The organism is Actinacidiphila oryziradicis (genome assembly GCF_005047355.1).
GTDB classification, from domain to species: Bacteria; Actinomycetota; Actinomycetes; order Streptomycetales; family Streptomycetaceae; genus Actinacidiphila; species Actinacidiphila oryziradicis.
Genome location: NZ_SUMC01000058.1, coordinates 26,478 through 52,632 on the forward strand (window position 1 = coordinate 26,478; position 26,155 = coordinate 52,632).

A 26,155-nucleotide genomic window follows, 5' to 3' on the forward strand; every position below is an offset into this window, starting at 1 on the left:
GCTGCTGGGGGCCGTACACAGTGCGCTGTTGACGTGGAGCAGGTCGATGTGCCGGTTCAGGTACGCCGCAACGCGACCGTGGCGCCGCCATGCGGCCATCCCCGGACCTGCGTACATCGCCGCCACCATCACCATTCCGCCCCACGGGGCCTCGCGCTTACCGAACGTCCTTCGGTCTGGTCGTCACCTGGGGCACCCCACCGCGATGCGAGGGTTGCCGGTCAGCAAGCCAGGGCTTGTCGCTGACGCTCATGACCGTTCTGTATCGGAAGGTAGGGCCGTAATCGGAAAAATGTCAACGCCGTCTCAACACCCGGTCCCTGCCGAGATCTCGCCGTACCGCCTTCTTGACGGCCCACCGGAGCGCACTCACACTGTTTGGCGACGGTCACGATTGTCAGCGCTCACCCGCGCAGGAGTCCCTGCTCGGGTGGGTCATCGGCCCCGGCCCGCTGACAGGCAACCCTTCCACCGCGACGGGGTGCCCCGGGTGACGACCAGGTCCCAACGGTGCGGTGGGGCAAGTGCGGTCTCGTTGTCTCGCGAGGCCCGATGACGGGACCGGCGGAGATGCCCAGGACATCCGAGAAGAGCAAGAGCGCCTGTCGGACCTTCCGGCCGGCGCCGCTGCCGCGTCCGCGCTTGCTGACCAGGCGCCGCCACATCGATCTGCTGCGGCTCCGCAGCGGCTGCGCTCCGACCGCCTGAGCCGAACCGGTCCGCAATCGCGCTCCCGGGTCCGTGCGTTGTGCGTTGCCGCGCGCCGCCGAACCCTCCTCCCGTACGGCCACCGGCGCCGAAGAAGCCACTGGGGCTCCACCGCACCCATGGAGAGAGCCATGTCCGAGACCTTTACGCAGACGTCGTTCCCGTCGACGCTTCGCGATCCCCACCCCGGCCCGCCCCCGCATTTCCGCGCCCGGATCGGCGCCGATCCGGGCGGCGGTTACTATCCGGCGGCGCACCGCTACCACCTGTATCTCTCGCTGGGCTGTCCGCTCTCGCTGCGTGTCTCGATCACCCTCGGCCTGCTCGGACTCGAGGACTCGGTCAGCACCACATTCCTTCCGTCCCCGGCCGGCGCCTGCGACGCGCTCACAGCGCTGCGCACGGCCTACGAGACCACCTGGCACCATTACGACGGTCCGCTGACCGTGCCCGCGCTGTGCGACGTGTGGAGCGGACGGGTTGTGAGCAACCACACCCCCGACATCCTCGACGACCTCGCCCTCCACTTCACCGACCAGGACAACGCGGATCTGCCCCGCCTGCGGCCCGCCGCCCTGGCCGCCGACATCGACGCCGTCCGCGAACTCCTCGCCGAGGACCTCGCCCAGGACCCGGCGCTGGATCTCCTGGAGCGTCAACTGGCCTCGCAACCTTACGTGTTGGGCGAGATGCTGACTGCCGCGGACGTGGATCTGTGGGTGGCCCTCGTCCACCTGGACGCCGACGCCGTGCGGCGCGTCGCCGCCCGTGACCGCCTCTGGTCGTATGTACGGCGGCTGGGTGCCCATCCGGCTTTCCACGACATTCCGCGTACGGAGGGAAAGCGGGAACACAGCGGTCAGGATCTGTGTTCATCCGACAAGGATTGTGTCGTAGACCAAAGCCGGGTTACGGTGCTGGCAGGTCATGAGTGTCAGCGTCAAGCCCTGGCTTGCTGAACGGCAACCCTCCCGCGCGGCGGGGTGCTCCAGGTGACGACCGGGCGGAGCCGAAGACGGTTCCGCAAGCGCGAGCCCGAGACGGCGCGAGCCGATCGGGATGGAGGTGACGGCAGTGCGGGGAGCCCCTCAGCGGCCCATGATCACCACCGCCACGTACTCGCGGCGGCACATCGATCTCCAGCGCGTCGCCGCCGCCCTGTGTCCGGCCTACGAGTCCGTCGCCGCGCGACACCCGGCCGCTTAGGCCATTTCCCGCACCTGGCCCTCTTCTCTCCCTTTCGCCGACCCTCCACCCCGACTGAGCACGGGCGCGGACGTCTTTCGGCATGCTCATAGGAAGCAGTACGCCCATGCCCCGAGCATCACACGCAGCCCTCCACCTGGCCGTCGCCCTCGACGGCGCCGGCTGGCATCCCGCGGCCTGGCGGGAGCCCGACGCCCGGCCCGACGAACTGTTCACCCCGCGGTACTGGACCGGCCTGGTCACCGAGGCCGAGCGGGGTCTGCTGGACTTCGTGACCATCGATGACTCGCTGAGCCTCCAGACCTCCCGGTACGTCGAGCCGGACGAGCGCACCGACCAGGTACGGGGCCGGCTGGACGCGGTACTGATCGCCGCCCGGGTGGCGCCGCTGACCCGGAACATCGGGGTGATCCCGACCGCCGTGGTGACCCACACCGAGCCCTTCCACCTCTCGAAGGCGATCGCCACCCTCGATTACGTGAGCACCGGACGGGCCGGAATCCAGGTCAGGGTCTCCGGACGCGCAGACGAGGCCACGCACTTCGGCCGTCGTACGGTGCCGGGCCTGCGGATCGAGGACCTGGCCACGGTAGCGGCACAGTCATGGGTCAAGGAGCTGTTCGACGAAGCCGCCGACTACGTCGAGGTGCTGCGCCGGCTCTGGGACAGCTGGGAGGACGACGCGGAGATCCGCGATGTCGCCACCGGCCGCTTCATCGACCGCGACAAGCTGCACTACATCGACTTCGAGGGCGCGCACTTCAGCGTGAAGGGCCCCTCGATCACCCCGCGCCCGCCCCAGGGACAGCCGCTCGTTGCCGCGCTGGCGCACGCGACCGTCCCGTACGAACTGGTCGCCCGCTCGGCCGACCTCGGATTCGTCACCCCGGGCGGCGCCGATGACGCCCGGGCCATCCTGGCCGAGATCCGCGCGGCGCAGGCCTCCGCCGGCCGCGCCGACGAGACCGTGCACGTCTTCGGCGACCTGGTGGTCTTCCTCGACGACGACCCCGGTGCCGCCGCGGACCGCAAGGCCCGCCTGGACGAACGTGCCGGCGCCGAGTACAGCAGCGACGCCCGCGTCTTCACCGGGACGCCCGCGCAACTCGCGGACCTGCTCGAGGAATTGCGCAACGCCGGATTGACCGGCTTCCGGCTGCGGCCCGCCGCCCTTCCGTACGACCTGGAGCAGATCACCCGCCACCTCGTGCCCGAACTCCAGCGCCGTGGCGCCTTCCGTACCGCGTACGAGGCGAGCACCCTGCGCGGACTGCTCGGCCTGACCCGCCCCGCCAACCGCTACGCCGCCGCCTGAGCCGGAAGGACCGTACGAGTAATGAGCAAGTCCGCCAAACCACTGAAGCAGATCCACCTCGCCGCGCATTTCCCCGGCGTCAACAACACCACCGTATGGAGCGACCCCAAGGCGGGCAGCCACGTCGAGTTCAGCTCGTTCGTACACTTCGCGCAGACCGCCGAGCGCGCCAAGTTCGACTTCCTCTTCCTCGCCGAGGGACTGCGGCTGCGTGAACAGGGCGGTCAAATCTACGACTTGGACGTCGTCGGGCGGCCCGACACCTTCACCGTCCTGACCGCGCTCGCCGCCGTCACCGAACGCCTCGGCCTGACCGGTACGATCAACTCGACCTTCAACGAGCCCTACGAGGTGGCCCGCCAGTTCGCCAGCCTCGACCACCTGTCGGACGGCCGCGCCGCCTGGAACGTCGTCACCTCGTGGGACGCCTTCACCGGCGAGAACTTCCGCCGCGGCGGCTTCCTGCCGCAGAACGAGCGCTACTCGCGGGCGAAGGAGTTCCTGAGCACCACCACCGAGTTGTTCGACTCCTGGCAGGGCGACGAGATAGCCGCCGACAAGGAGTCCGGCACCTTCCTGCGGGACGCGCGGGCCGGCGCCTTCGTGCACAAGGGACAGCACTTCGACATCGCCGGACAGTTCAACGTCCCGCGCAGCCCACAGGGACGCCCGGTCATCTTCCAGGCCGGCGACTCCGAGGATGGACGCGAGTTCGCGGCGTCGAGCGCGGACGCGATCTTCAGCCGCCACAGCACCCTCAAGGAAGGTCAGGCGTTCTACAAGGACGTCAAGAGCCGCCTCGCCCGCCACGGCCGCACCCACGACCAGCTGCTGATCCTGCCCGCCGCGACCTTCGTCCTCGGCGACACGGACGCCGAGGCGCAGGAGCTGGCCCGCGAAGTGCGCCGGCAGCAGGTCAGCGGGGCCACCGCGATCAAGCACCTGGAATTCGTCTGGAACCGCGACCTGTCCGCGTACGACCCGGAGGGCCCGCTCCCCGACGTCGACCCGGACCTCGGCGAGCACACCATCGCCCGCGGTCGCGCCCAAGTGCGGATGTACCGAGACCCGCTGGCCACGGCCCGGGAGTGGCGGGAGCTCGCGGCCGCTCACAAGTGGTCGATCCGGGATCTGGTCATCGAGACCGGCACCCGCCAGTCCTTCGTCGGCTCCCCGGCCACGGTCGCCGAGACCATCAACTCCTTCGTGCAGGCCGACGCCAGCGACGGGTTCATCCTCGTCCCGCACATCACCCCCGGCGGTCTGGACGTCTTCGCCGACACCGTAGTCCCGCTGCTCCAGGAGCGCGGCGTGTTCCGCACGGAGTACGAGGGCACCACCCTGCGGGAACACCTCGGCCTCGCCCACCCCGACGCCGACGCGCCGGCCGAGCGGGTGGCGTCGTGAAGTTCCTGGCCATCACCTTGATCGTGCACGCCCCGGACCCTGTGACCGGCGTGCAGAAGTCCACCCAGGACCGCTTCCGGGAGGTGACCGACAACGCCCTGCTCGCCGAGGAACTGGGCTTCGACGGCTTCGGCGTCGGCGAGCGCCACGAGCGGCCGTTCATCTCGTCCTCGCCGACGGTAGTGCTCAGCCACCTCGCCGCCCTCACCCAGCGGATCCGGCTGTTCACCGCCGTGACGACGCTGAGCCTGCTCGACCCGGTGCGGGCGTACGAGGACTACGCGACCCTCGACCACCTCTCCCAGGGCCGGCTCGAACTGATCATCGGCAAGGGCAACGGCGCGGCCCAGCGCGAGCTGTTCCACGTCACCCCCGAGGACCAGTGGGACCGCAACGCCGAGTCGTACGAGCTGTTCCGCCGGATCTGGCGGCAGGACAAGGTGACGTACGCGTCGCGCTTCCGCCCGGAACTGAACGAGGCCGAGGTCTGGCCCCGGCCGCTCCAGCAGCCGATCCGGATCTGGCACGGCAGCGCGACCAGCCGGGAGTCCGTCGACCTCGCAGCCCGCTACGGCGACCCGCTCTTCTCGGCCAACGGCACCAATCCGATAGAGCCGTACGCCGAACTCATCCGCTACTACCGGGAGCGTTGGGAGCACTACGGCCACGACCCGGCCCTGGCCACCGTCGGCGCGGGCGCGGCCGGCTACTACGCGGCCCGCACATCGCAGGAGGCTGTGGCGGCCTACCGACCGGTCTTCGAGGGCCGCCTGGCTTACCAGAAGCAGCGCGGTCTGGAACCGGTCTTCCCCACCCTGGACGACTTCGTCGAGCGCAGCTCCGCCCTGATCGGCAGCCCGCAGCAGGTGATCGAGAAGGTACACCGCTACCACGAGCGGTTCGGCCACAGCGTGCTGAGTCTTCAGGCGGACGCCGACGGCCTCACCGACGCCCAGCACCGCGACAACCTGGAGCTGTTCCAGTCCGACATCGCACCCACGCTGCGCCGTGAGATCCCCGACCCGCCGTTCGCCTGGGGCCCGGTCGCGCCCGCTGCGACCCACTGACAAGGAGAACCATCATGGCCAACACTCCCTTGGCTGTTCTGGACCTCGTGCCGATCTCGTCCGGGTCCACCGCGAGCCAGGCGCTGCGCAACAGCATTGATCTGGCCCAGCAGGCCGAGCGCCTCGGTTACGCCCGCTACTGGTTCGCCGAGCACCACCTCAACCCCGGCGTCGCGGGCACCTCCCCGGCGGTCGTCCTCGCCCTGACCGCGGCGGCGACCTCCACCATCCGGCTCGGTTCCGGCGCGGTCCAGCTCGGGCACCGCACCGCTCTGGCCACTGTCGAGGAGTTCGGGCTGCTCGACGCCCTGCACCCCGGCCGCTTCGACCTCGGCCTGGGCCGGTCCGGCGGCCGGCCCGCGCCGCCCGCCCGGCAACCGGCGCTGGTCGGCGCCACAGCCGTCGTGGACGGCCGCACCCCGGGCGGGCTGAAGATCCCGGCTCGCTTCTCCTTCGAGCACCTGCTGCGCTCCCCGCGCTTCGCCCTGCACAAGAAGCTGCTAGCGCAGCCGGGCGCCGAATCCCAGCCCTACGACGAGCAGATAGCCGACATCCTCGCCCTGCTGGCCGGCACCTACGCAACCGCCGACGGGATCGAGGCGCACGTCGTACCCGGCGAAGAGGCCCAGGTGGAAGTCTGGATTCTGGGCAGCAGCGCCGGGATCAGCGCGGAGGTCGCCGGCGCCAACGGGCTGCGGTTCGCCGCGAACTACCACGTCAGCCCAGCCACCGTACTGGAGGCCGCCGAAGCCTACCGAGCGGCCTTCGTCCCCTCCGCCGAGCTGGCGCGACCGTACGTCACTGTCTCCGCCGACGTCGTGGTCGCCGAGGACGAGGTCACCGCCCGCGAGCTGGCCACTGGCTACGGCCTGTGGGTGCGCAGCATCCGCAGCGGCGAGGGCGCGATTGCCTTCCCCACTCCCGACGAAGCCCGCGCGCACGCCTGGACCGAGGAAGACCGCGCGCTGGTCGCGGACCGCGTCGACACCCAGTTCGTCGGTTCGCCACAGCAGGTCGCCGACCAGCTGGAGACGCTGCGCGACGCCACCGGCGCCGATGAGCTGACCATCACCACCATCACCCACGGCCACGCGGACCGGGTCCGCTCCTACGAACTGCTGGCCAGAGAATGGAGCCGGCGGTGACCGCGATCCGGACCCGGCAGGGAATCGAACCCGGTCAGCTGCGGCGGGTCTTCGGGGCGTTCCCGACCGGGGTCACGGCTATCGCCGCACTGGCCGACGGGACGCCGGTCGGCCTTGCCGCCAGCTCGTTCACCTCCGTGTCCCTGGATCCGCCGCTGGTCTCGGTCTGCGTGGCCCACAGCTCGACCACCTGGCCCCTGCTGCGCGACCGCCCCCGCATCGGTGTCAGCGTGCTCGGCGTCCACCAGGAAGCCGCCTGCCGGCAGCTCGCGGCACACGACGGCGACCGCTTCACGGGCCTGGACTGGCGCGCCACCCCCGACGGGGCGGTGCTGATCGAGGGCGCGAGCGCCTGGTTCGACTGCAGCGTCGAACAGCACATCCGGGCGGGCGACCACGACATCGTCCTGCTCCGGATCCACGAAGTGGACACCGACCACACGGTGGCACCGCTGGTCTTCCACGCCAGCCGGTTCCGCCGCTTGGAAACCGCCGCCACCGACAAGGAGCCGACATGACGATCCAGCACACCGACACAGGCACCGACCGGACGGACTTCGTCCGGCAGTGGGAGGAATGGCACGCCCAGCACGAACAGAACCTGGCGGATCCGCACGGCTTCCTCGCCGTCACCAGCCTGCGGTGGCTCGACGGTGAGCCGACCCGATTCCCCGACGCGCCCGGAGCGTGGTCCAGCACCGACGACGGTGTGACGGTCCAACTGGATGAGGGCGAGGAACTGACCGTCCAGGGCGCCGTGGTGCGCGGCCAGTACCACTTCGGGGTCATCGCGGAGCGGGCAAGCCTCCTGGCCACAGCGGGCGACGCCGCGATCGAGGTCGCCAAGCGCGGCGGCCACGACATCCTGCGCCCGCGCCACCCCGACAACAAGCTGCTGCTCGACTACACCCACACCCCCGCCTACGCCCCCGATCACCGCTGGGCACTGACCGGCCGCTACCTCCCGTTCGACGCTCCCCGCTCGGTGACCGTGGGAGCCGCGGTCGAGGGGCTCCAGCACGTCTACGACGCCCCCGGGCAGGTCGACTTCGCGCTGGACGGCCGCACATACCGGCTCACCGCCTTCAACGGCAAGCAGCCCGGCAGCCTGCTGGTCCTGTTCACCGACGCCACCTCCGGCGTCACGACCTACGCGGCCAACCGCAGCGTCTCCATCCCCCCGCCCGACGACCAGGGCACGGTGGTCATTGACTTCAACCGCGCCACCAACCTGCCCTGTGCCTTCACCGACCTGGCCACCTGCCCGCTGCCGCCGGCCGAGAACAAGCTGCCGGTCGCCATCGAGGCCGGCGAGAAGATCCCGTACGAACGCACCGGCGGCCGCTAGGCCTGTCTTCCGCACGTAGCTCGTGGGGGTGACAACGGCCACGATCGCGGATCGAATCGTGGCTGAGCCGACGCCGCTTCGGGGATCGGTCGTTGGGCAAGGTTGTGGGACTCTGTCGCCCGATCCGCGGTGAGGGCCGATTTGATCAGCCTCACCAGCACGTTCACCGTTGGCCGCCGGTCGGTTTCGGCAGGTCGGCCGAATCGGGCGACAGAGTCCCACAGCGCTGCCGCCGCAGGTCGCGGGTGACGCTGACCCGCTTGAGCCAGCGGTCCCGCCCGTCGTACTTGGCCTCGAAGGGGCGCCTGCCGTGCACGCCCCGGTAGTTGTCCAGGATCAGGATGTCGCCCGGTGCCAGGGCCACGTCCCGCAGGCTGCGCCCTCGATGAGGGCGTACGCCTCCTCCAGGGCCCGCGCGGCCTCCTCGTCGCCGGGCACCGGGGTCATGTACGCGGGGTCATGCGAAGGAAGACTCGGTGGTTGGGGCACTGGGGGCAGTGCGGGAGCGGGCGTTCGACCGCCGTCGCACCCTTTATCCCGCCGAAGCGAGAGCCGTTCATCCACACCGCCAGGACGGCCGTCCGGCGACTGCTTGTCGGCTGAGGTTGAGCAGCAAATCGATCAGCACGGCGGCGGCGCCGTCGGCCAGGTCGATGCCCAAGTGACGTCTTTACCCAGGCCGCAGGCGTCGGCGAGGAGCCGTGGCAGTTCCTCTTCGTCGTTGGGCACCCGTCTCGACAGCAGATGCCGGGGGTGTCGGGCGGCCGTTCAGCTTCAGCTACGGTCGACGGACTACTGAGAGCCACACCCGACACCCCCTGGGTTAGCCAACGCTACGAATGGCTGCCAGCGGGAAGCGACGGCAGGTCGAGGTGTTCGCGCAGGGTGGTGCCCCGGTACTCGGTGCGGTAGACGCCCCGTTCCTGGAGTTCCGGGACGAGCTTGTCGACGATGTCCGTGATGGAGGTCGGAAGCAGGTGCGGCACGATGTTGAAGCCGTCGACAGCGCGGGTGCGGACGTAGCGGGTCCACTCGTCGGCAATGGTCGAAGGGGTACCGACGAAGGGTGGGTGGCCCGGAGACACCTCAATCACCAACTCACGTATAGACAGGCCACGTTCGGCCGCGAGGTCGCGCCACTTCTGGATCAGGGTCAGCTTGCCGCTGCGGCGCTCGATCGAGATCGTGCCCCGGGAATGGTCGAGTTCGTCCTCACTGGGCTCGATGTCGGGCAGCGGGCCGTCCGGGTCGTAGCCGGACAGGTCGGTGCCCCAGTACTGCTCCAGGAAGGCGATCGCCCGAGGTCCGTTGACCTGCTCGCGGCACCCAACGGGCCTTCTCCTCCGCGTCGGCCGGGGTGTCGCCGAGGACGAGGCTCGCGCCCGGCAGGATCCGCAGTGAGTCCGGCGTCCGGCCGTGGCGGGCCAGCCGGTCGCGCAGGTCTGCGGCGTAGGCCACGGCCTTGCCGTACTCGGTGTTGGCGGAAAAGACCACGTCGGCATGGCGGGCGGCGAGTTCACGGCCGCCGTCGGAGTCGCCGGCCTGGAACAGCACTGGACGGCCCTGACGGCTGCCAGGCACGGTGGCGGTGGCGCGCAGTTGTACGAGGTTGCTGTCCCGCTCCACCGGGCTGATGGAACCGGGCCGCGCCCAGCTCGCGGCATGCCCGTCGGGAGCGACGGCGTCCGGAGCCCAGGAGGCCCACAGCGCCTTGGCCGCGGCGACGAACTGTCCGGCCCGATCGTAGCGGCGTTCGTGCTCCAGCCAGCCTCCGTGGCGGAAGTTGGCTCCGGTCCAGGCGTTGTCGGTGGTGACGATGTTCCATCCGGCCCGGCCCTCGGACAACAGGTCCAGGCTCGCCAGCCGGCGGGCCAGATCGGCCGGATAGTTGTAGGTGGTGTTCTGGGTGGCCACCAGGCCGATCCGCTCGGTAACGGCGGCGAGCGCGGACAGCTGGGTGATGGCGTCGGGGCGGCCGGCCACGTCGAGGTCGAAGACCCGGCCCCGGTTCTCCCGTACCCGCAGTCCCTCGCCGAGGAAGAACGCGTCGAACAGGCCGCGTTCAAGGACCTGCGCGATCTCGACAAACGTCTCGATCGCCGTGTGCGAGGGCGCGTCCGGGTCAGTCCAGATCAGCTGAGGCCCGACGCCCGTGAAGAAGACGCCGAGGTGAAGTTGGGGATTGGGTTCGGTCATGGCACTCACCTCAGGCGGTCGCGGTCGCGGCGGCGAATCGGTTAGCGGGACGGGGAAGGCCGAGCGTTTCGCGCAGGGTGCCGCCGGGCCGGGGTGCGCGCCGCAGCCCCGCGGCGGCCAGTTTCGGCAGCACCCGCTCGGCCAGGACCGGCAGATCGACGGCGAGCACGGCGGGGTGCAGCCTGACCCCGTCGACCGACTCGGCCTGGTGGACGTCCCGAATGGCGCCAGGCGGCGGGGTGTGCGCCGTCGCCGTCGACTTCCAGGGCGAGGTGCAGGCGGGGAAGCCCGGCGTCGCGGTCAGTCATGGGGAATGCCTCCGGTCGAAATGGGTTCAGGATCAGGCGAGTTGGAAGCGGACAGCGTGGGAGAGCGAGGGGGATCGGCGGCAGCGGCCCGGTCGCGGAGGAGCAGCCGAGGGGCGACGGCGTGTTGCCGCGACAGCCAGAGCGCCACGGTGACGGCGGCGACCACGGCTGCCGCGCCACCCGATGCCAGTCCCCAGCGCACCCCTGCGTGCTGGGAGATCCAGCCGATCAGGGGACCGCCGAGCGGAGCGCCTCCCATCGAGACCACCGTGTAGACGGCCATCACCCGGCCGCGCATGGCATCGCTGACCTCCGACTGAACGAAGGCACTGACCGCCGTGTTGAGCGTCATCAGCGTGAATCCGGCGGGCAGCAGCATCACCAGGAAGGTGAGGTACGACGGCATGAGCGCGGCCAGCGCCTCACTGACGCCGAACAACACCGCGCCGATTACCACTGTCCGCACGCGTGGCGAGGCACGGCGGGTGGCCGCGAGCGTTCCGGCGATCGTGCCGACGGACAGCGCGGTCGACATGAATCCGAGACCGCTGGAACCAACGTCGAAGATCCGTCCGGCGAACAGCGTGAGCGTCGTGGAGAAGTTCAGCGAGAAGGTGGCGACCAGACCGAAGATCGTGAACACTCCGACCAGTTCGGGCCGAGCGGCGACATAGCTCAGCCCGGCCGCGCCCGCTCCCGTCCAAGGATCCCGCTCCACGGGGGTCGGCTTCGCCCGGGGACGAATCGTCAGCAGGCCAGTGGTCACGACCGCGAAGGACACGGCGTTCACCGCGAACACCCAACCCGTGCCGATCACGGCGATCAGCACTCCGGCGATCGCGGGTCCGATCAGACGGGCGGCGTTCAGGGACAGGATGTTCAGCCCCGCCGCGTTCGGGATCAAGGATCCGCCGACCAGTTCCGTGACGAAGGAGAGCCGCGCGGGGTTCTCCACTGTGAACACACAGCCCAGGGCGAACGACAGCAGGTAGATCAACCACAGCGGCGCATGGCCGGACAGCACTAGGACCGTGAGAAGCAGCGCCTGCACCGCGTACAGCGACTGGGTCCACAGCAGCAGGGTGCGCCGGTCGCACCGGTCGGCGAGCACGCCTCCCCACAGACCGAACATCAGGACCGGGGCGAACTGCAGACCTGCAGCCCAGCCGACCGCGGTCCCGCTGTGAGTAAGGTTCAGCACGAACCAGTCCAGCGCCACACCCTGCATCGCGGTGCCGATGTTGGAGACCAGGCCGTACTCCAGTAGACCCGGTAGTCACGGACCCGCAATGCGGCGAACACCCCTGGTCGTGCGGTGCTCTCGGACACCGTGATCCTCTCAGTCAGGCGTGCGGGGGAGGCCGAACGCGGCAGTCGCCGAACACGGGAAAACGCGACAGACGTCAGACACAGGAAAGGGGATGCGCGAGGCACGTCGGTACACGCGAGGCGCGATCAGATCTCGGCGCCGAACGGCGCGCGAGCGGCAAGTGCGCTCAGCAGCCCGGAGACGTGCTCGGACACAGCGCGCTGCTCACCCGGAGCAGGTCGACGTGGCGCCGGGCGACCCGCAGCTCGAAGGACCCACCGTGATGCGGCATGCGGCCGTCGCGTCCGCCAGAGCGTCGCGCCTGCATGCCGGTCACCTCACAGTCGTCGGGTCGATCAGCAGCTCAGGGATCTGCTGCTGAAGCGTGTGATCGCCCTTCACGTTAACCGCTGGGCCACCGTTGAACAATGCCTCGCCGAACCGCCGGCACCACTCGGGCGGTCGGTCCGGGGATGACTTTCGCCACAGCATCGGCTTCTGACTCGACTGCCGATTTTTCATACGAGTGAAACGATGTGGCCTGACCTGCGCCGCAAGGGTTGTCCCGACGCTCGAAGCGGGCTACCGACGGGCCCGGAGCGACTACGCTCCCTCGCCGCGGCGAACCCGTCCGACTACCGTGGTCGCGTGACCGCCCCGGCCTTGTACCGCAGATTGCATGTGGATCTGGCGCGCACCAGCGCGTCCCTCTGTCGTCGAGCATGACACCGTTCGCACGCCGACGTGGTCTTCACGGTCGCGCAGACCCAGGACAAGGCCGTCGCGTTCCGCGACGACATCCGGCGGCGCGCGGCAGCCGTCGGCCGCCACCCCGACTCGGTGGAGATCTCGCTCGGGGTGGTGGTGCTGGTCGCGGCCACCGAGCAGGAGGCGCGCCGCCGTGAACGCGAGCTGTACGACACGCTGCCGATCGAGCAGTCGGCGCAGGGGCTGGCGGCAGCGCTGGGACTGGACCCCGCGCACATACGGCCCGACGACGTGATCCGGCTGGAGGATCTGCCGGACCGTCCGGCGGAGAACTCCTCGGAAGGATTCTGGGCACGCGCGCGCTGCTCGCCGAGGGAGGGATCACCGTGCGCGAGCTGGTCCACCGCTCCGCCGGCGGGTCCGGCCACCGGTTGCTCGTCGGCTCCGCGGAGCAGATAGCCGACGACCTTGAGCTCTGGTTCCGGGCCGGTGCGGCCGATGGATTCACCGTCATGCCGGCGGACACCTCCGTCGACCTGGAGAACTTCGCGCGGCTGGTGGTGCCGCTGCTCAAGCAGCGCAGCCTGCTCCACACCGAGTACCCGGGCCTGGCGCTGTGCGAGAACCTCGGGCTGGCCGGTCCCTCGGCCACCCCGGACCGACATGAGCAGAAGCGAATCGGAGCCGTGGCATGAGTCAGGAATTCCTCTGGTACATCCCCAACACGGTTGAGCACGGGCACCGCGGCGACGACACGAAGGACGGGTGGGGGAGCCTTGACTTCTCCACCGATCTCGCCCGCACCGCGGAGGACCACGGCTGGGGCGGTGCCCTCCTCGGCACGGGCTGGGGACGTCCGGACACCTTCACCGTTGCGACCGCGCTGGCCGCTCGCACCACCACCTTCCAACCCCTGGTGGCGGCCCGGCCCGGCTACTGGCAGCCGGCCCACTTCGCGAGCGCCGCCGCCACACTCGACCAGCTCAGCCAAGGGCGTCTGCTCGTCAACATCGTCAGCGGTCTGGACAATCTGGAAGCGTACGGTGACGTGGAGTTCGACCCCGCGCGCCGCTACGACCGCACGAAGGAGTTCCTGCGACTCGTACGGCGACTGTGGAGCGAGGAGAACGTCACCTTCCGAGGCGAGTTCTTCCGCGTCGAAGGCTCCACCGTGAGCCCGCGGCCCTACGGTGCCGAGCATGGCCGGCACCCGCGGCTGTACTTCGGCGGGGCCTCTGCCGCGGCGGAGCGCGTCGCGGCTACCGAGGCCGACGTCCAGCTCTTCTGGGGCGAGCCGCTGGACGGCGTCGCCGGGCGCATCGACCGGCTCAAGGCACTGGCTGAGTCCCTCGGCCGGGAGCATCCTCCGCTGGAGTTCGGGCTGCGGATCACCACGCTCGTCCGGGACACCACCGAGCAGGCATGGCGCGACGCCGAGGCGAAAGTGGCGAAGATGGCAGGCGCCGGGGATCCGCTCCTCAACAGCCACCGGCGGCGGGCCGTGGGCCAGCAGCGGCTCTTCGACCTCGCGCAGCGCGGTGAGGTGCTCGACTCCTGCCTTTACACCACTCCCGGTAAGGTCGGCGGCGGCGGCGCGGCCACGACCTGGCTCGTCGGCTCCGCCGACGATGTCGCCGCGGCCCTGCGGAAGTACGGTGAGTTGGGCATCACCCACTTCGTGCTCTCTGACACCCCCTACAAGGAGGAGATCGTGCGGATCGGGGACCAGCTCCTCGACCTGCTGCGGGAACCGGACCCGGTCTGAACGGCCGCCTTACGCTGGAGAGCACCGGTGACCGACCGGCGGGAGCGGGCACCCGCTGACCACTGGACGCCCGCGGCACCACCCTGCAGGTCACCCCCGCCCCCTTGCAGCCGGGCGAACCGCCAGGTCTTCGCCGGTACCTCTTCCGCCGAACTGTGCGGGTAGCGCCGCCGGGTGAGCCGGGCGGTGAGCTGACCCGCCTCGCTGACCGGCGAGGATCTGGTGTTCGTCCAGCGCGACAGTGGAAGCGACCAGGTGGGCTCCTGCACGATGAACTCGGCCGTCGTCAGGCCCCGCACGGGTTTGTTGTCGCGGACCGCCACCGGGAGATCGAGCAGGAGCCGGCCTTCGCCGGGCAGCAGGTCGCCCTGCCACGCACCGAAGATGATCGTGTACCCGCGCGGCATCAGGTAGCCGTTGCCCGCACCGGCGATCGTCCGCGGGCGGTTCGTGTGCGGGGCGTCGCAGAAGTACTGGATGGCCCGCTTGTTCCCCCGGTTGCCCCAGTCGAAGAACAACCGTCGACGCCCGCCGTCGACCGGCCGGTAGATCTCGACGTCCCCGCTGAACCGGACCGCCCCGTGTTGTCGCGGGGTGCGAGCGCGAGGTCGGCAATCGATCGATGGGCGGGCGCGGCCGGATCGACCGCGTAGTGAGCCGTGGCGGTGATCACCTCGTACGCCCCGGTCCCGGCGAACCGATGACCGTCGGCGAACGGCTCGTGGGCATGGATCTCCAGCCGCACGGGCTCTCCCGGAACCAGGGTCTTCAACTGTTTATACCCCTGGGCCACCACCCGGCCCCCGACCGACTGCACGAGCACGGCTGGAAATGGGCGCACTGCACGCACTGCGGACTGCCAGCACCTCCTACCTGGGCTTCTACTCCCCGGCGGCCATCAAGAAGTACGGCTCCAAGCTGGGCTCCGGCGGTCCGGCGGACGTCGGCACCGGCCCGTTCGTCTTCACCAGCTACACCAAGGGCCAGAGCGTGGTCCTCACCCGGAACCCCGCCTACAACTGGGCCCCCTCCACCGCGGCACACCAGGGCCCGGCCTACCTCGACAAGCTGACCATCCGCTTCCTCACCCAGGACTCGGTCCGCGCCGGTGCCCTGAGCAGCGGCCAAGTCCAGGTCGCCGACCCGGTCGCGCCCACCGATGTCAAGGCCGTCGAGGCCAACTCCCAGTTGACGACGCTCACTTCGCAGGCGCCGGGGGCAAACTACAGCCTGGTGCTGAACACCACCCAGACGCCGCTGAACGACATCAAGGTCCGCAAGGCCGTTCAGCGCGGCATCGACATCGCCACCGACGTCAAGAGCGTCTACTTCGGGGTCTACAAGCGCGCCTGGAGCCCGGTCTCCCCGACCACGCCCTACTACGACAGCTCCCTGGCGAACAGCTGGCCCTACGACCCCGACCTGTCCAACAAGCTTCTCGACCAGGCCGGTTGGACCACCCGCGACTCCGCGGGCTACCGCACCAAGAACGGCAAGCGGCTGTCCATCGAGTGGCCGCTGATGCCCCAGCAGTACATCCGCGAGCAGCGCGACACCCTCGGCCAGGCCATCCAGGCCGACCTGAAGAAGCTCGGCATCGAGGTCAAGCGCCCCCGCCTGGACATCGGCACCTACATCACCAAGGTCTACGGCGGCCAGGAGGCCATCGCCGACTACAGCTGGGGCCGCTTCGACCCGGACGTCCTGCGGCTGTACTTCAACAGCGCCAGCGACCCCCGCAAGGGCGGCCAGAACGCGACCTTCTACAAGGACGCCGACCTCGACAAGTGGACCGATGCCGGGAAGTCCACCCTGGACAAGACCACCCGCGAGGACGTGTACGGCAAGACCCAGCAGCGCGCCATCGACCTCGCCCTGATTGTGCCGCTCTACGTCCGCACCGCCGTGGTCGGCGCCTCCGTCAAGGTGCACGGCCTGAAGACCGACCCCAACACCTGGGTCAGCTTCTACGACACCTGGCTCGGGAAGTGACGTGATGACGGCACACGTCCTGCGCGGCGTCGCCAAGCGGCTGGCGGCGGCGGTCGCCGTCCTGCTCGGCGCCGCCACCGTCGCCTTCGCCGCGCTCCAGCTCATCCCCGGCGACCCGGTGACGGTGATGCTCGGGCCGGGGACGGCGGCGACCCCGGCCGTACGGGCGCAGATCACCGCCCAGTACGGACTCGACCAGCCGGTCGCCGTGCAGTACCTGCACTACCTGGGCCACCTGGCCCGTGGTGACTTCGGGGAGTCGTACCAGCTCCAGCGGCCGGTCACCGCGCTGATCGGCGACCAGCTCTGGCCGACCGTGCAACTCGCCCTGGCCGCGCTGTTCCTGGCTGTCGCTCTCGCCGTCACCGCGGCGGTGGCGACGGCGGGGCGCAACCCGGTCCTGCGGGCGGTCGCCACGTTCGCCGAACTGCTGACCGTCTCCACTCCCTCGTACTGGACCGGCATCCTGCTGCTGACCGCGTTCTCCTTACGCCGTTCGGGATACGTCGAGGCCGCGATCGGACTCGGCCTGCCCCGGCCGTTGCTGATCATCCGTCATGTGCTCCCCAACGCGCTCGGACCCATGCTGGTCCTCGCCACGGTCGGCTTCGGCTCCTCGCTCATCGCCGCCTCCGGACTCAGCTTTCTCGGTCTCGGACCGCAGCCCCCGTCCCCCGAGTGGGCACGACCTGTCCGTGGTGGCCCGGCTCGCCGACCGCGTCGCCGTGATGTACGGCGGCCGGATAGTCGAACAGGGCCTCACCGCCAACGTACTCGGAGATCCCCGCCACCCCTACACCCGGGCCCTGCTGGACGCCGTGCCCGCCGCCCACGCCAAGGGCACCCGGCTCTCCGCCGACACCGCGTCCCGCCCTGGCCCGGCTCCGGCTCCGGATGGCTGCCCCTACGCGACCCGCTGCGCCGCCGCCGACGATGGTTGCCGCAAGGCCCTGCCCGAGCGCGACAGCCAGGGCGCGCTGTGCTGGTACCCCGCACAGCCCGTCGCCGTTACCCTCCGCGTCCCGCAGCCCGCCCGCCATGACGGCGCACCGGGCGAGGTGCTGGTCGAGGCCGACGCCATCTCCAAGCGCTTCCGGGCCCCGGACGCCACGTCGTACTACGCCGTACGCGAGGTGTCCTTCCGGCTGCGCGCCGGGGAGACTCTGGGCGTGGTCGGTGAGTCGGGCTCCGGCAAGACCACCGTCGCCCGTATCGTCCTCGGCCTGACCGAGCCCGACGCCGGCGCCGTACGCTTCGACGGCGGCCCGTGGAGCGGCATCCCCGAGCGGTCCCGACGCGCGGCCCGGCACCGGATCCAGGCCGTGCAGCAGGACCCGCTGGGCTCCTTCGACCCGCGGTTCACCGTCGAGCGGGTGATCGGCGAGGCGGTCGCCCTCACCGGACCGCGCCGTGGCCGCGAACGCCGGGCCGCGGTCACCGAACTGCTCGACCGGGTCGGCCTGCCGGCCGCCCTGCTGGACCGCCGTCCGCTCGAACTCTCCGGCGGCCAGCGCCAGCGCGTCGCCATCGCCCGCGCCCTCGCCCCGTCACCCGACGTCATCGTCTGCGACGAACCGGTCTCGGCACTCGACGTGTCCGTCCAGGCGCAGATCCTCGACCTGCTGGACGACCTGAGACGCGATACCGGAGTGGCCCTGCTGTTCATCTCGCACGACCTCGGCGTCGTCCACCACGTGAGCGGCCGCATCGTGGTGATGAAGGACGGCCGGGTGGTGGAAACTGGCGACGTGGAAGAGGTCTTCGCACACCCGGCCCAGGAGTACACCCGCGAACTGCTCGCGGCCGTCCCCGGAGGAGCCCTGGCATGACCGACGACGCCTGGATCCGGAACTACCACCCCGCTCCCGACGCCGGGATCCGCCTGGTGTGCTTTCCGCACGCCGGAGGCGCGGCAGGCTACTGGTTCCCGCTGTCCGCCGCACTCACCCCCGGCATCGAGGTGCTGTCCGTCCAGTACCCCGGACGCCACGACCGGCTGAGGGAGCAGCCGTTCACCGACCTCCATCTCCTCGCCGACCACGTCGCCGACGCGCTGTCCCCCTGGACCGACCGCCCCTACGCCCTCCTCGGCCACAGTTACGGCGCGGTCGTCGCCTACGAGGTCGCCCGCCGACTCGGACAGGACGGAACCACCAGAGCTCCTCTGGCCCTGTTCGCCTCGGGCCGCCGTGCCCCGTCCACCCACCGCGACGAACGCCTCCACCTCGCCCCCGACCATCGTCTCGTCGCAGAACTGCGGGCCCTGAACGGCACCGCGAACCCCGCACTCGACGACGAGGAGATCCTCGCCATGGTCCTCCCGGCGCTTCGCGCCGACTACCAGGCTGTGGAGACCTACATCCACCACCCCGGCCCGCGGCTGGACATCCCCGTCACCGCTCTCGTCGGCGACACCGACCCCAAGGTCACCCTGGCCGAGGCCGGTCAGTGGAGCGATCACACCACCGCCGGATTCCTCCTGGAGGTGTTCGGTGGCGGCCACTTCTACCTGGCAGATCATCAGGAAGCCGTGATCCGCATCCTCCGAGACCGGCTGAACGCGCATGTCCGGTAGCCGTCTGCTCGCCGTCAGCGATCTCCATGTCTCCTACGAGGAGAACCGCGCGGTCGTCGAGGGGATCAGGCCCACCGACGACGGCGACTGGCTGCTGGTCGCCGGGGACATCGGCGAGCGGTCCGCCGACATCGAGTGGACGCTGCGCCTGCTCGCCGACCGCTTCGCCCAGGTTGTCTGGGTCCCCGGCAACCACGAACTGTGGACCCACGACAGCGACCCGCTCGGCCTGCGCGGCGAACCGCGCTACCGCCACCTGGTGGACCTGTGCCGCAGCCTCGGCGTCCTCACCCCCGAGGACCCGTACACGCCTACCTCCCGCGGACGGGGCTACGGCAGCACCTCCGAGCCGGCCCCCGAGGCGTTCGACCTGGTGGTCGGACTCGCCCGGCATGGCGGGCGGGGACGGCGCCCGGCCGATCTCGCGCTCCTGTTGTTCGCCGAGCGCCTGCCGGTGCCGGAGGCCACCGTACGGGCCGCGTTCCGCGCCGCCGTGGACCGCGTCGTCCTCAGCGTCGAGAAACCCGAAGAGGACAACGACCCAGCAGAGGACCCGGAGGAGCGGGCGGCCCGGATCGCCGACCGGGCGGTCGCCGCCGAGCTGACCATGACTCTGGTCCCGGCCCGGGCCCGGCGCATCGACGCACGGATCGCGCGCCACCTTCACGGTATGGGGCTGTCCTGGCCCCCGCCGGAACTGGCCGCCTGGACGACAACCCCGGCCCCACACCACTCACCGCTGACGACGCCACCACCTCCGCAGTGACCACCATGTTCCTCGGCGGCGCCGCCATCGACCCGCAGGGACTCGGGGACCTGTTCCGCGCCCTGCAGCCGGGCACGGCCGCGAACCCAATCGCCTCTCTGGCCGAGCACACCTTCCAGGACGCTCCCGACGCCCCACGATCTTCCGTCCCGACGGCGGGATGACCACCGTCCCCGACGGCCATGTCCGCGACACCCTCCGTCTCCTGGCCGACACCGCGTCCCTCGATGACTTCCACGCGGCCTGGCAGACCGCGCAGGAGACCCGGGACTGGGCCCTGGGCCTGTGCGAGCGCCTCGAAGCCGAACTCGATGCTGGGCAGCTCGGCGACGCCTTCAGCGAGTGGACATCCGGCCGCTGGATGCTGGCCGGGATTTACGTCATGGACGTGCTGCGCGACCGCCGCTGGTCACCCGCCGATCACGCGAACTCCACACTGCCCCTGCTGCTGATGAGGCAAGCACTGCGCGCTGCGGACGAGCAGATCCCCGGCTGTCAGTGGGATCTCCTCGACCAACCCGGCATGCTGCCCCCGCCCTTCAAACCGCTGCTCGGAATCACCACGGCCCCCAATCCAGCCGCGGCCGACGTGGCGGAAGGCCCGGGACGCGCGGGATGACGGGGCCGAGTCCCACGTACAAAGCCACCATGACAATACGACTCGGCCTGGTCAATCTGAACGAGGCTGGGGGCCGTCCGGCCGGCCAGGCCCTGCCCGCCGGGCCCTGCCGGCGGGGCTCCAAGGGAGCGGGAAAGTCAGCGGGAGGTGTTCAACTGGCGGCGTGGGATCCCGCCCCCGCGGCCTGCGCCTCGAGCATGGCCAGCACGGCGTCCGCCCGCATGCCCACGAAGCTGCCGACCGGGTCGTTGAAGCCGCTCCACGGCCAGGTCACCATGTTGCCGAGGGCACGGTACTGCTCGGTGGCCTCGGCGCCCCGGCCGTTCCTGGTGAGGCCGTAGGCGAGCCAGCCACGGGCCGCCATCAGGCGCGGGTGCGCGGGGTCGGCGGCGGCGAGGTCCGCGAGTGCGGTGTCCAGCGCAGCTGTCACCTCGGGACGCTGCCAGGCGGTCATCGGCTCGTCATCGCGGGTGAACTGCTCACGGAAGGCCTCCAGTTTGAGCATCGGGAGCAGGCTGCCGGCGGGGGCCGTGGCGATGGCGTTGTCGATGAACCCGTGCATCAACTCATGGCTACCGTGCCACTTCTGGCACCAGTACTGCAGCGCGCGGTCGTGTGCCCGCCAGTGCTGGGGCGCACGGGAGGCGATCTCCGACCACAGCGCGCGGAAGCGGTCGTTGGGCCAGTTCAGACCCATCGCGGCGGCGATGAGGACCACGTACGGGTTGGGATCGTGCGTCGGCGCGAGCTGGATCGCTTCGTAGGCCGCCTGCTCTGCCTCCCGCAACACTCGGTGGAAACCCTCGAACTGCTCACGGCTCACCTCGGGCGCCAGCTTCGAGCTGCGGATTTGCCAGGCGACACCGACGAGCCCGTCGGCGTGCAGCAGGGCAGCGTCCGCGTTGTCGGGCTGCTCCTGGCGCCATGCCTGCAGCCAGCGGTCGTCCTCCAGCACCAGGTCGTGGAACGGGCCGAGCCGCGTCCAGGCCAGGTCCCAGTCGGTGCCGCGCCGGCCGAGGTAGCCGGCGGCCGGGCGCCAGTCGCCGACCCGTGCGGCCTCGAGGGCGGCGGCCACCTCGGGGGTGATCTCATTCCCCTGGACGATCAGCCCGGTGCGAGGAACCAGACCGTAGTCGGCCGGGTTGATGGTACGGCCACCGGTCCGCGGCGGAGCGGGCGCCGGGCGGCGGGCCAGGCGGGCCTTGCGGTAGGCAGAGGCGGCGGTGACCAGGATCAGACCGGTGCCACCACCGATCGAGGTGAGGAGATCCATGATGGGGCTTTCTTGTCGGGGCGTCAGAGGAGTCGGGAAAGCGGGGTCGAGGCAAGCAGCGTGCGTAGGGCCGTGACGTCCTGCGGGTCCGCCATCACGGCGTCCAGCGCGGGTGGCAGCGCCTCGGCCAGGCCGTCCGCCAGCCGCAGGCGGACCGGCTCGGACCAGGACAGCTCCCAGCGCGCCGCGCCGGTCTCGGCGAGGGCCAGGATCACCAGGTCGCGCAGCGCCGAGCGGAACACCGGGCGGGTGAACTCCTGAGCGGCCCGTCCGGTGGCGGCCTGGGCTTGAGGGCTCTTGGGGAGGCGGTCGGCGAGCTCCCAGCGACGTCCAGCCGCCACCGCGTCCAGGACGGCGGCCAACGCGGCCCCCGGGCTCACTGCGCCGACGGCCTGTCGGAGTGCCTCCGCGCCCTTGGTGTGCCTGGCACAGCCTGCCCGATGGGCCAGCTCGGGCCAGTCCAGCCGGCTCATCGCCGCCGCCTCCGGCAGCAGGGTGACCGCCTCCAGAGCGGCGAGGGTCTGTTCGGAGCGGGCCAGTACACCCAGGGCAGGTCCGGAGGTGTCCGGGCCGCAGCCGTCCGGTGGGAGGGACTCGACGGCGGCGACCCGGGCCGCGATCGGTGGGTGCGAGTCGTAGGGGTCGTGCTCGTCCTCGGGCAGTTCCAGGCGCAGCTCGGTCAGCTCCTGCCGGCGCTTGGGATCGGTCAGCAGATTCGCCAGCCCGCCGTACACCTGTCCGGGCAGCGGGAGCAGCCCGTCCTCCCACCCGAGCATCGCGTAATGGTCCAGGTAGAAACTCAACGCGGCGTCCAGCGAGGGGAGTTTGCGCAGGGTGGCGGCGGTCACGTCGCGGCCGGCAATCCGGACCGCGGCAAGGTCGGCGGCGTACTCCTGACGGCGGTTCACCGACTCGGAGACGGTGACGTACAGCTTGGCGTAACCGGCGAAGATCATGGCCAGCACCCGGTCGAGGCCGCCGGTGGCCAGCCGCTTCCGTATCTTCCTGCCCTTGGCGCGGCGGGCGGCGGCCACGGCGTTCAGTTGCGCCTGCTGCTCGGCCTGCTTGCGGTCGGCGCGCCGGTGCAGATCGCCGACGGTGCGCAGCACCTCCCGGCGTCCGGCGTACACGTGCCCGCCCAACCGGGCGTCCTGGTTGCTGTAGTGGCCGAACTCATGGGCGAGGACAGAGCCGAGTTCCGCTTCGGTCAGGCCGATCAGCAGCGGCACGCCGATCGCCAGGGTGCGCCTGCCGGGGAGCAGGTCGAGCAGTCGGGACTGTTCGCTGACGGCAGCGTTGACCTCGGCGATCAGCCGGATCTCGGCGGGCGGGCGGGTCCCGGTGCGCTCGGCCAGCTGCCGGACCCTGGCCCACAGCTCCGGCTGCTCCTCGGGCGTGACGGGCAGTCCTACGGCCGGGGCGCCGTGCCTCGGGCGGCGTGAGAGGAAGACCACCCGGAGCACCGGGTAGACGAGCAGAGCGCTGGCCAAGTACACCTTGAACGCTCCGACGCTGAACGGATAGTTGGAGTGCTCGGCCAGGGCGACGTCCACCGCGACCGTGCCGACGACGATGCCCAGGGCCAGCAGGTAGAAGCCGGCCGGCAGGACGACAGCCAGCGCGGCTCGGACAGAGATGCTCAGGCCGCCGCGCTCGATGCGGTTCGGGGGCGCAGTGCCGCGCATGGTCGCTCTTCCTCGTTATGGGGACGATCACCTGGGGTGGAGGTGTGATGAGCCGCTGGCCGGCTTGCGCGGCGCCCGTGATCGTACTGGGTGGCGGCCTACCCGGACCCCCCGCCCCCGACGGCACCGAGGACACGGCGGCGGTGACGGCCGGGCCACCCTCGCATAGGCTGGCCGTGTCATCCGACGCACCGCGACGAGGATCAGCGCATGCGCAGCGGCACCAGGATCCGCCTGATCGAGCCCACCGACGTCGCCGCGATCGTCGCGCATCGGGTGCGGGACTTCGAGGCTTTCCGGCCGTGGGAACCGGCCCAGCCGGCCGACTTCTTCACCCCGGAGGGCCAGGCGGAGCGGATCGACAGGCTGCTGGCCGGATACCGGGCCGGCGCGGTCTGGCCGGGCGTGGTGCTTGCCGACGACCAGGTCATAGGGCAGGTCACCGTCGGAGGCATCCTGCTGCAGCCGCACCTGCGCCGCGGCTCCGTCGGATACTGGATCGCCAGCGTTGCCCAGAATCAAGGGCACGCCGGGCACGCCGTCGGGCTTGTACTCCGGGTGATGACGGACGAACTCGGGTTGCACCGCGCCGAGGCGTCCACCAATCTGGAGAATCTGCCGTCGCAGCGGGTGCTGCGCCGCAACGGGTTCAGCCCGTACGGCGTCGCGCACTCCTCGATCTTTCTCGACGGGAGCTGGCGGGACGGGCTGCTGTGGGAGCGGGTCCTCGGCGACTAACCTCGCCGTTTCGGTTGAGATGAGGCCGGAAGCGGGGAGGAAATACGAAAGTGCCTTCTGAGCTGGGACGATGAACCTTGTCGAGGGGTTCTGTCGGTCCAAGCGGAAGGCGCTATCTGCGTGCAGGGTATCGGTTCTCGTCCCAAGCTCCACGTCTCCACTGACGGTTCGGGGGTGGTCGGGCACGCGGGCGCACGTTTGCTGGCGGATCTTGCCGATGCCGCCGGTCTGACCACCGCCTACTCCACTGCGCTCAGGCCGCTGCGACCGCGTGGCACCGGGCACGATCCAGGTCGGACCGCCACCGATTTCGCGGTGATGCTCGCCGACGGCAGTGAGGCGATAGCGGATCTGGCCGTGCTGCGGGACCAGGGCGAGGTATTCGGACCGGTCGCCTCCACGCCCACCGCCTGGCGGTTGCTCGCCGACACCGACGGGGCAGTACTCGCTTCGGTGCGAGCGGCCCGCGCCTCAGCCCGGGAAGTCGCCTGGATGCAGGCCGCCGAGACCGGCCAGGACATACCGGCCGTCCAGGCCGGCGGACGAGAACTTCCCGGCCTGGTCCTGGACCTCGACGCCACGCTGAGAGTTGCTCTACGGGGCCAGAAAGCAAGTCCATGTTCATGGTCAACACCTCCCCCCATTTTCATGGCATGCCTGGGCGGGGCGGTGCAATGCGCCCGAACAGCGCTATGAAATCGTGACACGATCTTGTTGGTGGGATTGGTGAGGCACGGGGTGCCGGTCGGATGCGGCTGGGATGATCGCGGGCATGACACTGGACTGGTCCCGTCTGAATCACGCCTATGGATCCGCATCCGACCTAGGGCCTGTTCGGAGTCGTGATCTCGGTTTCCCCAACCGGTACCGACGATCGTGGTTGAGCTGGTAGAACACCGGTGTGGCGCGACGTGAACTGAACGACGACGACTGGGAGTTGATCTGCCCTCACCTGCCGATCGGGCAGTACGGCCCCTACCCGGAGCACCTGCGCGATCAGCTGGAGGGAATCATCTGGCGGTTCCGCACCGGCAGCCCGTGGCGGGACGTGCCGGAGGTGTTCGGCTCCTGGTCCACGGTCTACGACCGGTTCGCCCAGTGGCGCGACGCCGGGGTGTTCGCAGCCGTGATGGAAGCCGTGATCGCCGAGGCCGCTCGCCGTGGGCAGGCGGACTTGTCCCTGGTCAGCGTGGACTCCACCACCGCCCGCGCCCACCACGACGCGGCCGGCATGGTCGTGGACGAGGAGGTCCTTGTCGCCCTGGAGCGGGCCGCCGAGGCCGAAAAGGGGGCGCACGAAAGGTGCGAAAAGGGCAGGTCGCAGCCGAGGCGGTGACCCCGCCGGAGGACACCGAGGCCGAGCCCGATGCGGAGCGCGAGGAGCGCCGCCGGTTGCGGCGTCGGCGGCGGGCCCGGCTGAAGGCGGCGGCCCTGGGCCGTTCCCGTGGCGGTTTGACCTGCAAGGTTCATCTGTCGGCCGACCGGCGGTGCCGTCCTTTGTCGTTCGTGGTCACCGCCGGGCAGGTCGCCGACAGCCCGCAGTTCGCCGCCGTGCTGGCCGGGGTGTGGGTGCGCGGGCCGGTCGGGCGCCCGCGCACCCGGCCCGGCGCGGTGGCCGCGGACAAGGCGTACTCCTCCCGGGCCAACCGCGTCCATCTGCGGAAACGCAAGGTCAAGGCGGTGATCCCGGAGAAGGCGGACCAGGCGGCCAACCGGAGGAAGAAGGGGGCGCGGGGCGGGCGCCCGGTCTCGCACGACGCCGAGCTGTACAAACAGCGCAACACCGTGGAGCGGTGCATCAACAAGATCAAGGTGCGACACGAAGCCGCACACGTTAAGTGGGAAAGCCGCGAAGGAAGGAGACATGTGCTGACCCCGGATTAGTGTCCAAAATCCGTTCCCGCGCTCACATGCGTTGCCGGTAACGGCGGGGTGTGAAGCTGAGCGTTCAAGCCCAAGAGTTCTCCGGCCATCGGGGAGCAACAGGCGAGGGAAAGGCTGGACGGGTGAATTACGTGAACCCCC

General features: G+C 70.4%; 29 protein-coding genes, 3 pseudogenes and 3 riboswitches. Of the genes and pseudogenes, 23 read left to right on the forward strand and 9 right to left on the reverse strand.

The annotated features are described in order from the left end of the window. Positions 1 to 148 precede the first annotated feature (148 nt). A riboswitch (SAM riboswitch) is annotated at positions 149 to 257 on the reverse strand. Positions 258 to 386: 129 nt separating this feature from the next. Continuing rightward, positions 387 to 533, forward strand: a riboswitch (SAM riboswitch). 306 nt (positions 534 to 839) lie between these two features. From FCI23_RS37520 to FCI23_RS37550, 8 genes are all read left to right on the forward strand, one after another. Continuing rightward, complete coding sequence (locus tag FCI23_RS37520) at positions 840 to 1,667, forward strand: glutathione S-transferase C-terminal domain-containing protein (protein ID WP_169317100.1); 828 nt, start codon at positions 840 to 842, stop codon at positions 1,665 to 1,667. Continuing rightward, positions 1,632 to 1,744: riboswitch (SAM riboswitch) on the forward strand. Its footprint overlaps the gene before it by 36 nt. A gap of 62 nt (positions 1,745 to 1,806) precedes the next feature. Then, a complete protein-coding gene (locus FCI23_RS63260; protein WP_322973944.1) occupies positions 1,807 to 1,914 on the forward strand; it encodes a putative leader peptide in 108 nt (35 codons plus the stop codon). Between the two features lie 106 nt (positions 1,915 to 2,020). Continuing rightward, on the forward strand, positions 2,021 to 3,229 hold the full coding sequence (locus FCI23_RS37525; protein ID WP_211265624.1) for an LLM class flavin-dependent oxidoreductase: 1,209 nt from the start codon (positions 2,021 to 2,023) through the stop codon (positions 3,227 to 3,229). Positions 3,230 to 3,250: 21 nt separating this feature from the next. Beyond that, positions 3,251 to 4,636, forward strand: a complete 1,386-nt coding sequence (locus FCI23_RS37530; protein WP_136728646.1) for an NtaA/DmoA family FMN-dependent monooxygenase — start codon at positions 3,251 to 3,253, stop codon at positions 4,634 to 4,636. After that, positions 4,633 to 5,703 (forward strand): LLM class flavin-dependent oxidoreductase, encoded by a 1,071-nt coding sequence (locus tag FCI23_RS37535; protein WP_136728647.1) that lies wholly within the window; start codon positions 4,633 to 4,635, stop codon positions 5,701 to 5,703. The genes FCI23_RS37530 and FCI23_RS37535 overlap by 4 nt, the downstream gene beginning before the upstream one ends. Positions 5,704 to 5,717: 14 nt before the next feature. Beyond that, positions 5,718 to 6,848, forward strand: coding sequence for an LLM class flavin-dependent oxidoreductase (locus tag FCI23_RS37540; RefSeq protein WP_136728648.1), 1,131 nt, complete (start codon positions 5,718 to 5,720; stop codon positions 6,846 to 6,848). Then, positions 6,845 to 7,366, forward strand: coding sequence for a flavin reductase family protein (locus tag FCI23_RS37545; RefSeq protein WP_246144458.1), 522 nt, complete (start codon positions 6,845 to 6,847; stop codon positions 7,364 to 7,366). The genes FCI23_RS37540 and FCI23_RS37545 overlap by 4 nt, the downstream gene beginning before the upstream one ends. Next, entirely contained in the window at positions 7,363 to 8,196 is an 834-nt protein-coding gene (locus FCI23_RS37550; protein ID WP_136728650.1) for a DUF1684 domain-containing protein, read from the forward strand. The genes FCI23_RS37545 and FCI23_RS37550 overlap by 4 nt, the downstream gene beginning before the upstream one ends. Before the next feature lie 163 nt (positions 8,197 to 8,359). Here the strand turns inward: FCI23_RS37550 and FCI23_RS37555 are convergent, their stop codons facing one another. From FCI23_RS37555 to FCI23_RS64090, 6 genes are all read right to left on the reverse strand, one after another. Then, entirely contained in the window at positions 8,360 to 8,560 is a 201-nt protein-coding gene (locus tag FCI23_RS37555; RefSeq protein ID WP_246144459.1) for a TauD/TfdA family dioxygenase, read from the reverse strand. 469 nt (positions 8,561 to 9,029) lie between these two features. Beyond that, positions 9,030 to 9,290 (reverse strand): hypothetical protein, encoded by a 261-nt coding sequence (locus FCI23_RS63265; protein ID WP_322973946.1) that lies wholly within the window; start codon positions 9,288 to 9,290, stop codon positions 9,030 to 9,032. A gap of 118 nt (positions 9,291 to 9,408) precedes the next feature. Then, complete coding sequence (locus FCI23_RS37560) at positions 9,409 to 10,392, reverse strand: LLM class flavin-dependent oxidoreductase (RefSeq protein ID WP_322973947.1); 984 nt, start codon at positions 10,390 to 10,392, stop codon at positions 9,409 to 9,411. A 10-nt stretch (positions 10,393 to 10,402) separates the two neighbouring features. Beyond that, complete coding sequence (locus FCI23_RS37565) at positions 10,403 to 10,561, reverse strand: hypothetical protein (protein WP_211265625.1); 159 nt, start codon at positions 10,559 to 10,561, stop codon at positions 10,403 to 10,405. 131 nt (positions 10,562 to 10,692) lie between these two features. Further along, positions 10,693 to 11,964 (reverse strand): MFS transporter, encoded by a 1,272-nt coding sequence (locus tag FCI23_RS37570; protein WP_322973948.1) that lies wholly within the window; start codon positions 11,962 to 11,964, stop codon positions 10,693 to 10,695. 232 nt (positions 11,965 to 12,196) lie between these two features. Further along, complete coding sequence (locus tag FCI23_RS64090) at positions 12,197 to 12,337, reverse strand: putative leader peptide (protein ID WP_407646085.1); 141 nt, start codon at positions 12,335 to 12,337, stop codon at positions 12,197 to 12,199. Between the two features lie 206 nt (positions 12,338 to 12,543). Between FCI23_RS64090 and FCI23_RS64095 the strand changes: the two genes are divergently transcribed. The 4 genes from FCI23_RS64095 to FCI23_RS37580 are packed head-to-tail and all read left to right on the forward strand — an operon-like array spanning position 12,544 to position 14,482. Beyond that, entirely contained in the window at positions 12,544 to 12,735 is a 192-nt protein-coding gene (locus FCI23_RS64095) for a putative leader peptide (RefSeq protein ID WP_407646086.1), read from the forward strand. A gap of 18 nt (positions 12,736 to 12,753) precedes the next feature. Beyond that, positions 12,754 to 13,176 carry an LLM class flavin-dependent oxidoreductase gene (locus FCI23_RS58550; protein WP_211265627.1) on the forward strand — a complete coding sequence of 141 codons (423 nt, stop codon included), beginning with the start codon at positions 12,754 to 12,756 and terminating at the stop codon, positions 13,174 to 13,176. Then, positions 13,149 to 13,412 carry a hypothetical protein gene (locus tag FCI23_RS58555; RefSeq protein ID WP_211265628.1) on the forward strand — a complete coding sequence of 88 codons (264 nt, stop codon included), beginning with the start codon at positions 13,149 to 13,151 and terminating at the stop codon, positions 13,410 to 13,412. Before FCI23_RS58550 ends, FCI23_RS58555 begins: the two co-directional genes overlap by 28 nt. After that, complete coding sequence (locus FCI23_RS37580) at positions 13,409 to 14,482, forward strand: LLM class flavin-dependent oxidoreductase (protein WP_136728653.1); 1,074 nt, start codon at positions 13,409 to 13,411, stop codon at positions 14,480 to 14,482. Before FCI23_RS58555 ends, FCI23_RS37580 begins: the two co-directional genes overlap by 4 nt. Here the strand turns inward: FCI23_RS37580 and FCI23_RS37585 are convergent. Beyond that, on the reverse strand, positions 14,413 to 15,000 hold the full coding sequence (locus FCI23_RS37585; protein WP_169317101.1) for a hypothetical protein: 588 nt from the start codon (positions 14,998 to 15,000) through the stop codon (positions 14,413 to 14,415). The genes FCI23_RS37580 and FCI23_RS37585 overlap by 70 nt on opposite strands. Before the next feature lie 313 nt (positions 15,001 to 15,313). Here FCI23_RS37585 and FCI23_RS37595 point away from each other — a divergent pair, with 313 nt between their 5' ends. The 8 genes and pseudogenes from FCI23_RS37595 (at position 15,314) to FCI23_RS37620 (ending at position 20,434) form a co-directional block, all read left to right on the forward strand. Further along, on the forward strand, positions 15,314 to 16,474 hold the full coding sequence (locus tag FCI23_RS37595) for an ABC transporter substrate-binding protein (RefSeq protein WP_136728656.1): 1,161 nt from the start codon (positions 15,314 to 15,316) through the stop codon (positions 16,472 to 16,474). Positions 16,475 to 16,478: 4 nt separating this feature from the next. Then, positions 16,479 to 17,102, forward strand: a pseudogene (locus FCI23_RS60630) (ABC transporter permease); the annotation flags it as partial. Positions 17,103 to 17,202: 100 nt separating this feature from the next. Continuing rightward, positions 17,203 to 17,376: pseudogene (locus tag FCI23_RS60635) on the forward strand (oligopeptide/dipeptide ABC transporter ATP-binding protein); the annotation flags it as partial. Positions 17,377 to 17,532: 156 nt separating this feature from the next. Further along, the gene (locus FCI23_RS60640; protein WP_246144463.1) at positions 17,533 to 18,303 is read left to right on the forward strand and encodes an ABC transporter ATP-binding protein; all 771 of its coding nucleotides are present in this window, start codon (positions 17,533 to 17,535) and stop codon (positions 18,301 to 18,303) included. Then, positions 18,300 to 19,049, forward strand: a complete 750-nt coding sequence (locus FCI23_RS37610) for a thioesterase II family protein (RefSeq protein ID WP_136728658.1) — start codon at positions 18,300 to 18,302, stop codon at positions 19,047 to 19,049. Before FCI23_RS60640 ends, FCI23_RS37610 begins: the two co-directional genes overlap by 4 nt. Further along, positions 19,039 to 19,815 (forward strand): metallophosphoesterase, encoded by a 777-nt coding sequence (locus FCI23_RS60645; protein ID WP_246144460.1) that lies wholly within the window; start codon positions 19,039 to 19,041, stop codon positions 19,813 to 19,815. The genes FCI23_RS37610 and FCI23_RS60645 overlap by 11 nt, the downstream gene beginning before the upstream one ends. Next, positions 19,812 to 19,979 (forward strand): hypothetical protein, encoded by a 168-nt coding sequence (locus FCI23_RS57015; protein ID WP_169317102.1) that lies wholly within the window; start codon positions 19,812 to 19,814, stop codon positions 19,977 to 19,979. The genes FCI23_RS60645 and FCI23_RS57015 overlap by 4 nt, the downstream gene beginning before the upstream one ends. Further along, positions 19,976 to 20,434, forward strand: a complete 459-nt coding sequence (locus FCI23_RS37620; protein ID WP_136728659.1) for a hypothetical protein — start codon at positions 19,976 to 19,978, stop codon at positions 20,432 to 20,434. The genes FCI23_RS57015 and FCI23_RS37620 overlap by 4 nt, the downstream gene beginning before the upstream one ends. Before the next feature lie 151 nt (positions 20,435 to 20,585). On the opposite strand, the gene FCI23_RS37625 is transcribed toward FCI23_RS37620, so the two are convergent. Further along, a complete protein-coding gene (locus tag FCI23_RS37625) occupies positions 20,586 to 21,707 on the reverse strand; it encodes a DUF4034 domain-containing protein (RefSeq protein WP_136728660.1) in 1,122 nt (373 codons plus the stop codon). Positions 21,708 to 21,730: 23 nt separating this feature from the next. Further along, positions 21,731 to 23,392, reverse strand: coding sequence for a M48 family metalloprotease (locus FCI23_RS37630; protein WP_136728661.1), 1,662 nt, complete (start codon positions 23,390 to 23,392; stop codon positions 21,731 to 21,733). Between the two features lie 210 nt (positions 23,393 to 23,602). Between FCI23_RS37630 and FCI23_RS37635 the strand changes: the two genes are divergently transcribed. From FCI23_RS37635 to FCI23_RS60650, 3 genes and pseudogenes are all read left to right on the forward strand, one after another. Beyond that, positions 23,603 to 24,130: a GNAT family N-acetyltransferase gene (locus tag FCI23_RS37635; RefSeq protein WP_136728662.1), complete on the forward strand. Its 528-nt coding sequence runs from the start codon at positions 23,603 to 23,605 to the stop codon at positions 24,128 to 24,130. A gap of 174 nt (positions 24,131 to 24,304) precedes the next feature. Beyond that, positions 24,305 to 24,826, forward strand: coding sequence for a hypothetical protein (locus FCI23_RS37640; protein ID WP_246144461.1), 522 nt, complete (start codon positions 24,305 to 24,307; stop codon positions 24,824 to 24,826). 205 nt (positions 24,827 to 25,031) lie between these two features. Then, positions 25,032 to 25,942: pseudogene (locus FCI23_RS60650) on the forward strand (transposase); the annotation flags it as partial. Positions 25,943 to 26,155: the final 213 nt, after the last annotated feature.

Bases quoted from the DNA above. Each gene is read 5' to 3' on its own strand.
- FCI23_RS37610 (WP_136728658.1), top strand. From the start codon at position 18,300: ATGACCGACGACGCCTGGATCCGGAACTACCACCCCGCTCCCGACGCC.
- FCI23_RS37540 (WP_136728648.1), top strand. From the start codon at position 5,718: ATGGCCAACACTCCCTTGGCTGTTCTGGACCTCGTGCCGATCTCGTCC.
- FCI23_RS37625 (WP_136728660.1), bottom strand. From the start codon at position 21,707: ATGGATCTCCTCACCTCGATCGGTGGTGGCACCGGTCTGATCCTGGTC.
- FCI23_RS37580 (WP_136728653.1), top strand. From the start codon at position 13,409: ATGAGTCAGGAATTCCTCTGGTACATCCCCAACACGGTTGAGCACGGG.
- FCI23_RS64095 (WP_407646086.1), top strand. From the start codon at position 12,544: ATGTGGCCTGACCTGCGCCGCAAGGGTTGTCCCGACGCTCGAAGCGGG.
- FCI23_RS37630 (WP_136728661.1), bottom strand. From the start codon at position 23,392: ATGCGCGGCACTGCGCCCCCGAACCGCATCGAGCGCGGCGGCCTGAGC.
- FCI23_RS63260 (WP_322973944.1), top strand. From the start codon at position 1,807: ATGATCACCACCGCCACGTACTCGCGGCGGCACATCGATCTCCAGCGC.
- FCI23_RS37530 (WP_136728646.1), top strand. From the start codon at position 3,251: ATGAGCAAGTCCGCCAAACCACTGAAGCAGATCCACCTCGCCGCGCAT.
- FCI23_RS37595 (WP_136728656.1), top strand. From the start codon at position 15,314: ATGGGCGCACTGCACGCACTGCGGACTGCCAGCACCTCCTACCTGGGC.
- FCI23_RS37560 (WP_322973947.1), bottom strand. From the start codon at position 10,392: ATGACCGAACCCAATCCCCAACTTCACCTCGGCGTCTTCTTCACGGGC.
- FCI23_RS37635 (WP_136728662.1), top strand. From the start codon at position 23,603: ATGCGCAGCGGCACCAGGATCCGCCTGATCGAGCCCACCGACGTCGCC.
- FCI23_RS64090 (WP_407646085.1), bottom strand. From the start codon at position 12,337: ATGCAGGCGCGACGCTCTGGCGGACGCGACGGCCGCATGCCGCATCAC.
- FCI23_RS60645 (WP_246144460.1), top strand. From the start codon at position 19,039: ATGTCCGGTAGCCGTCTGCTCGCCGTCAGCGATCTCCATGTCTCCTAC.
- FCI23_RS37550 (WP_136728650.1), top strand. From the start codon at position 7,363: ATGACGATCCAGCACACCGACACAGGCACCGACCGGACGGACTTCGTC.
- FCI23_RS37525 (WP_211265624.1), top strand. From the start codon at position 2,021: ATGCCCCGAGCATCACACGCAGCCCTCCACCTGGCCGTCGCCCTCGAC.
- FCI23_RS37520 (WP_169317100.1), top strand. From the start codon at position 840: ATGTCCGAGACCTTTACGCAGACGTCGTTCCCGTCGACGCTTCGCGAT.
- FCI23_RS37620 (WP_136728659.1), top strand. From the start codon at position 19,976: ATGACCACCGTCCCCGACGGCCATGTCCGCGACACCCTCCGTCTCCTG.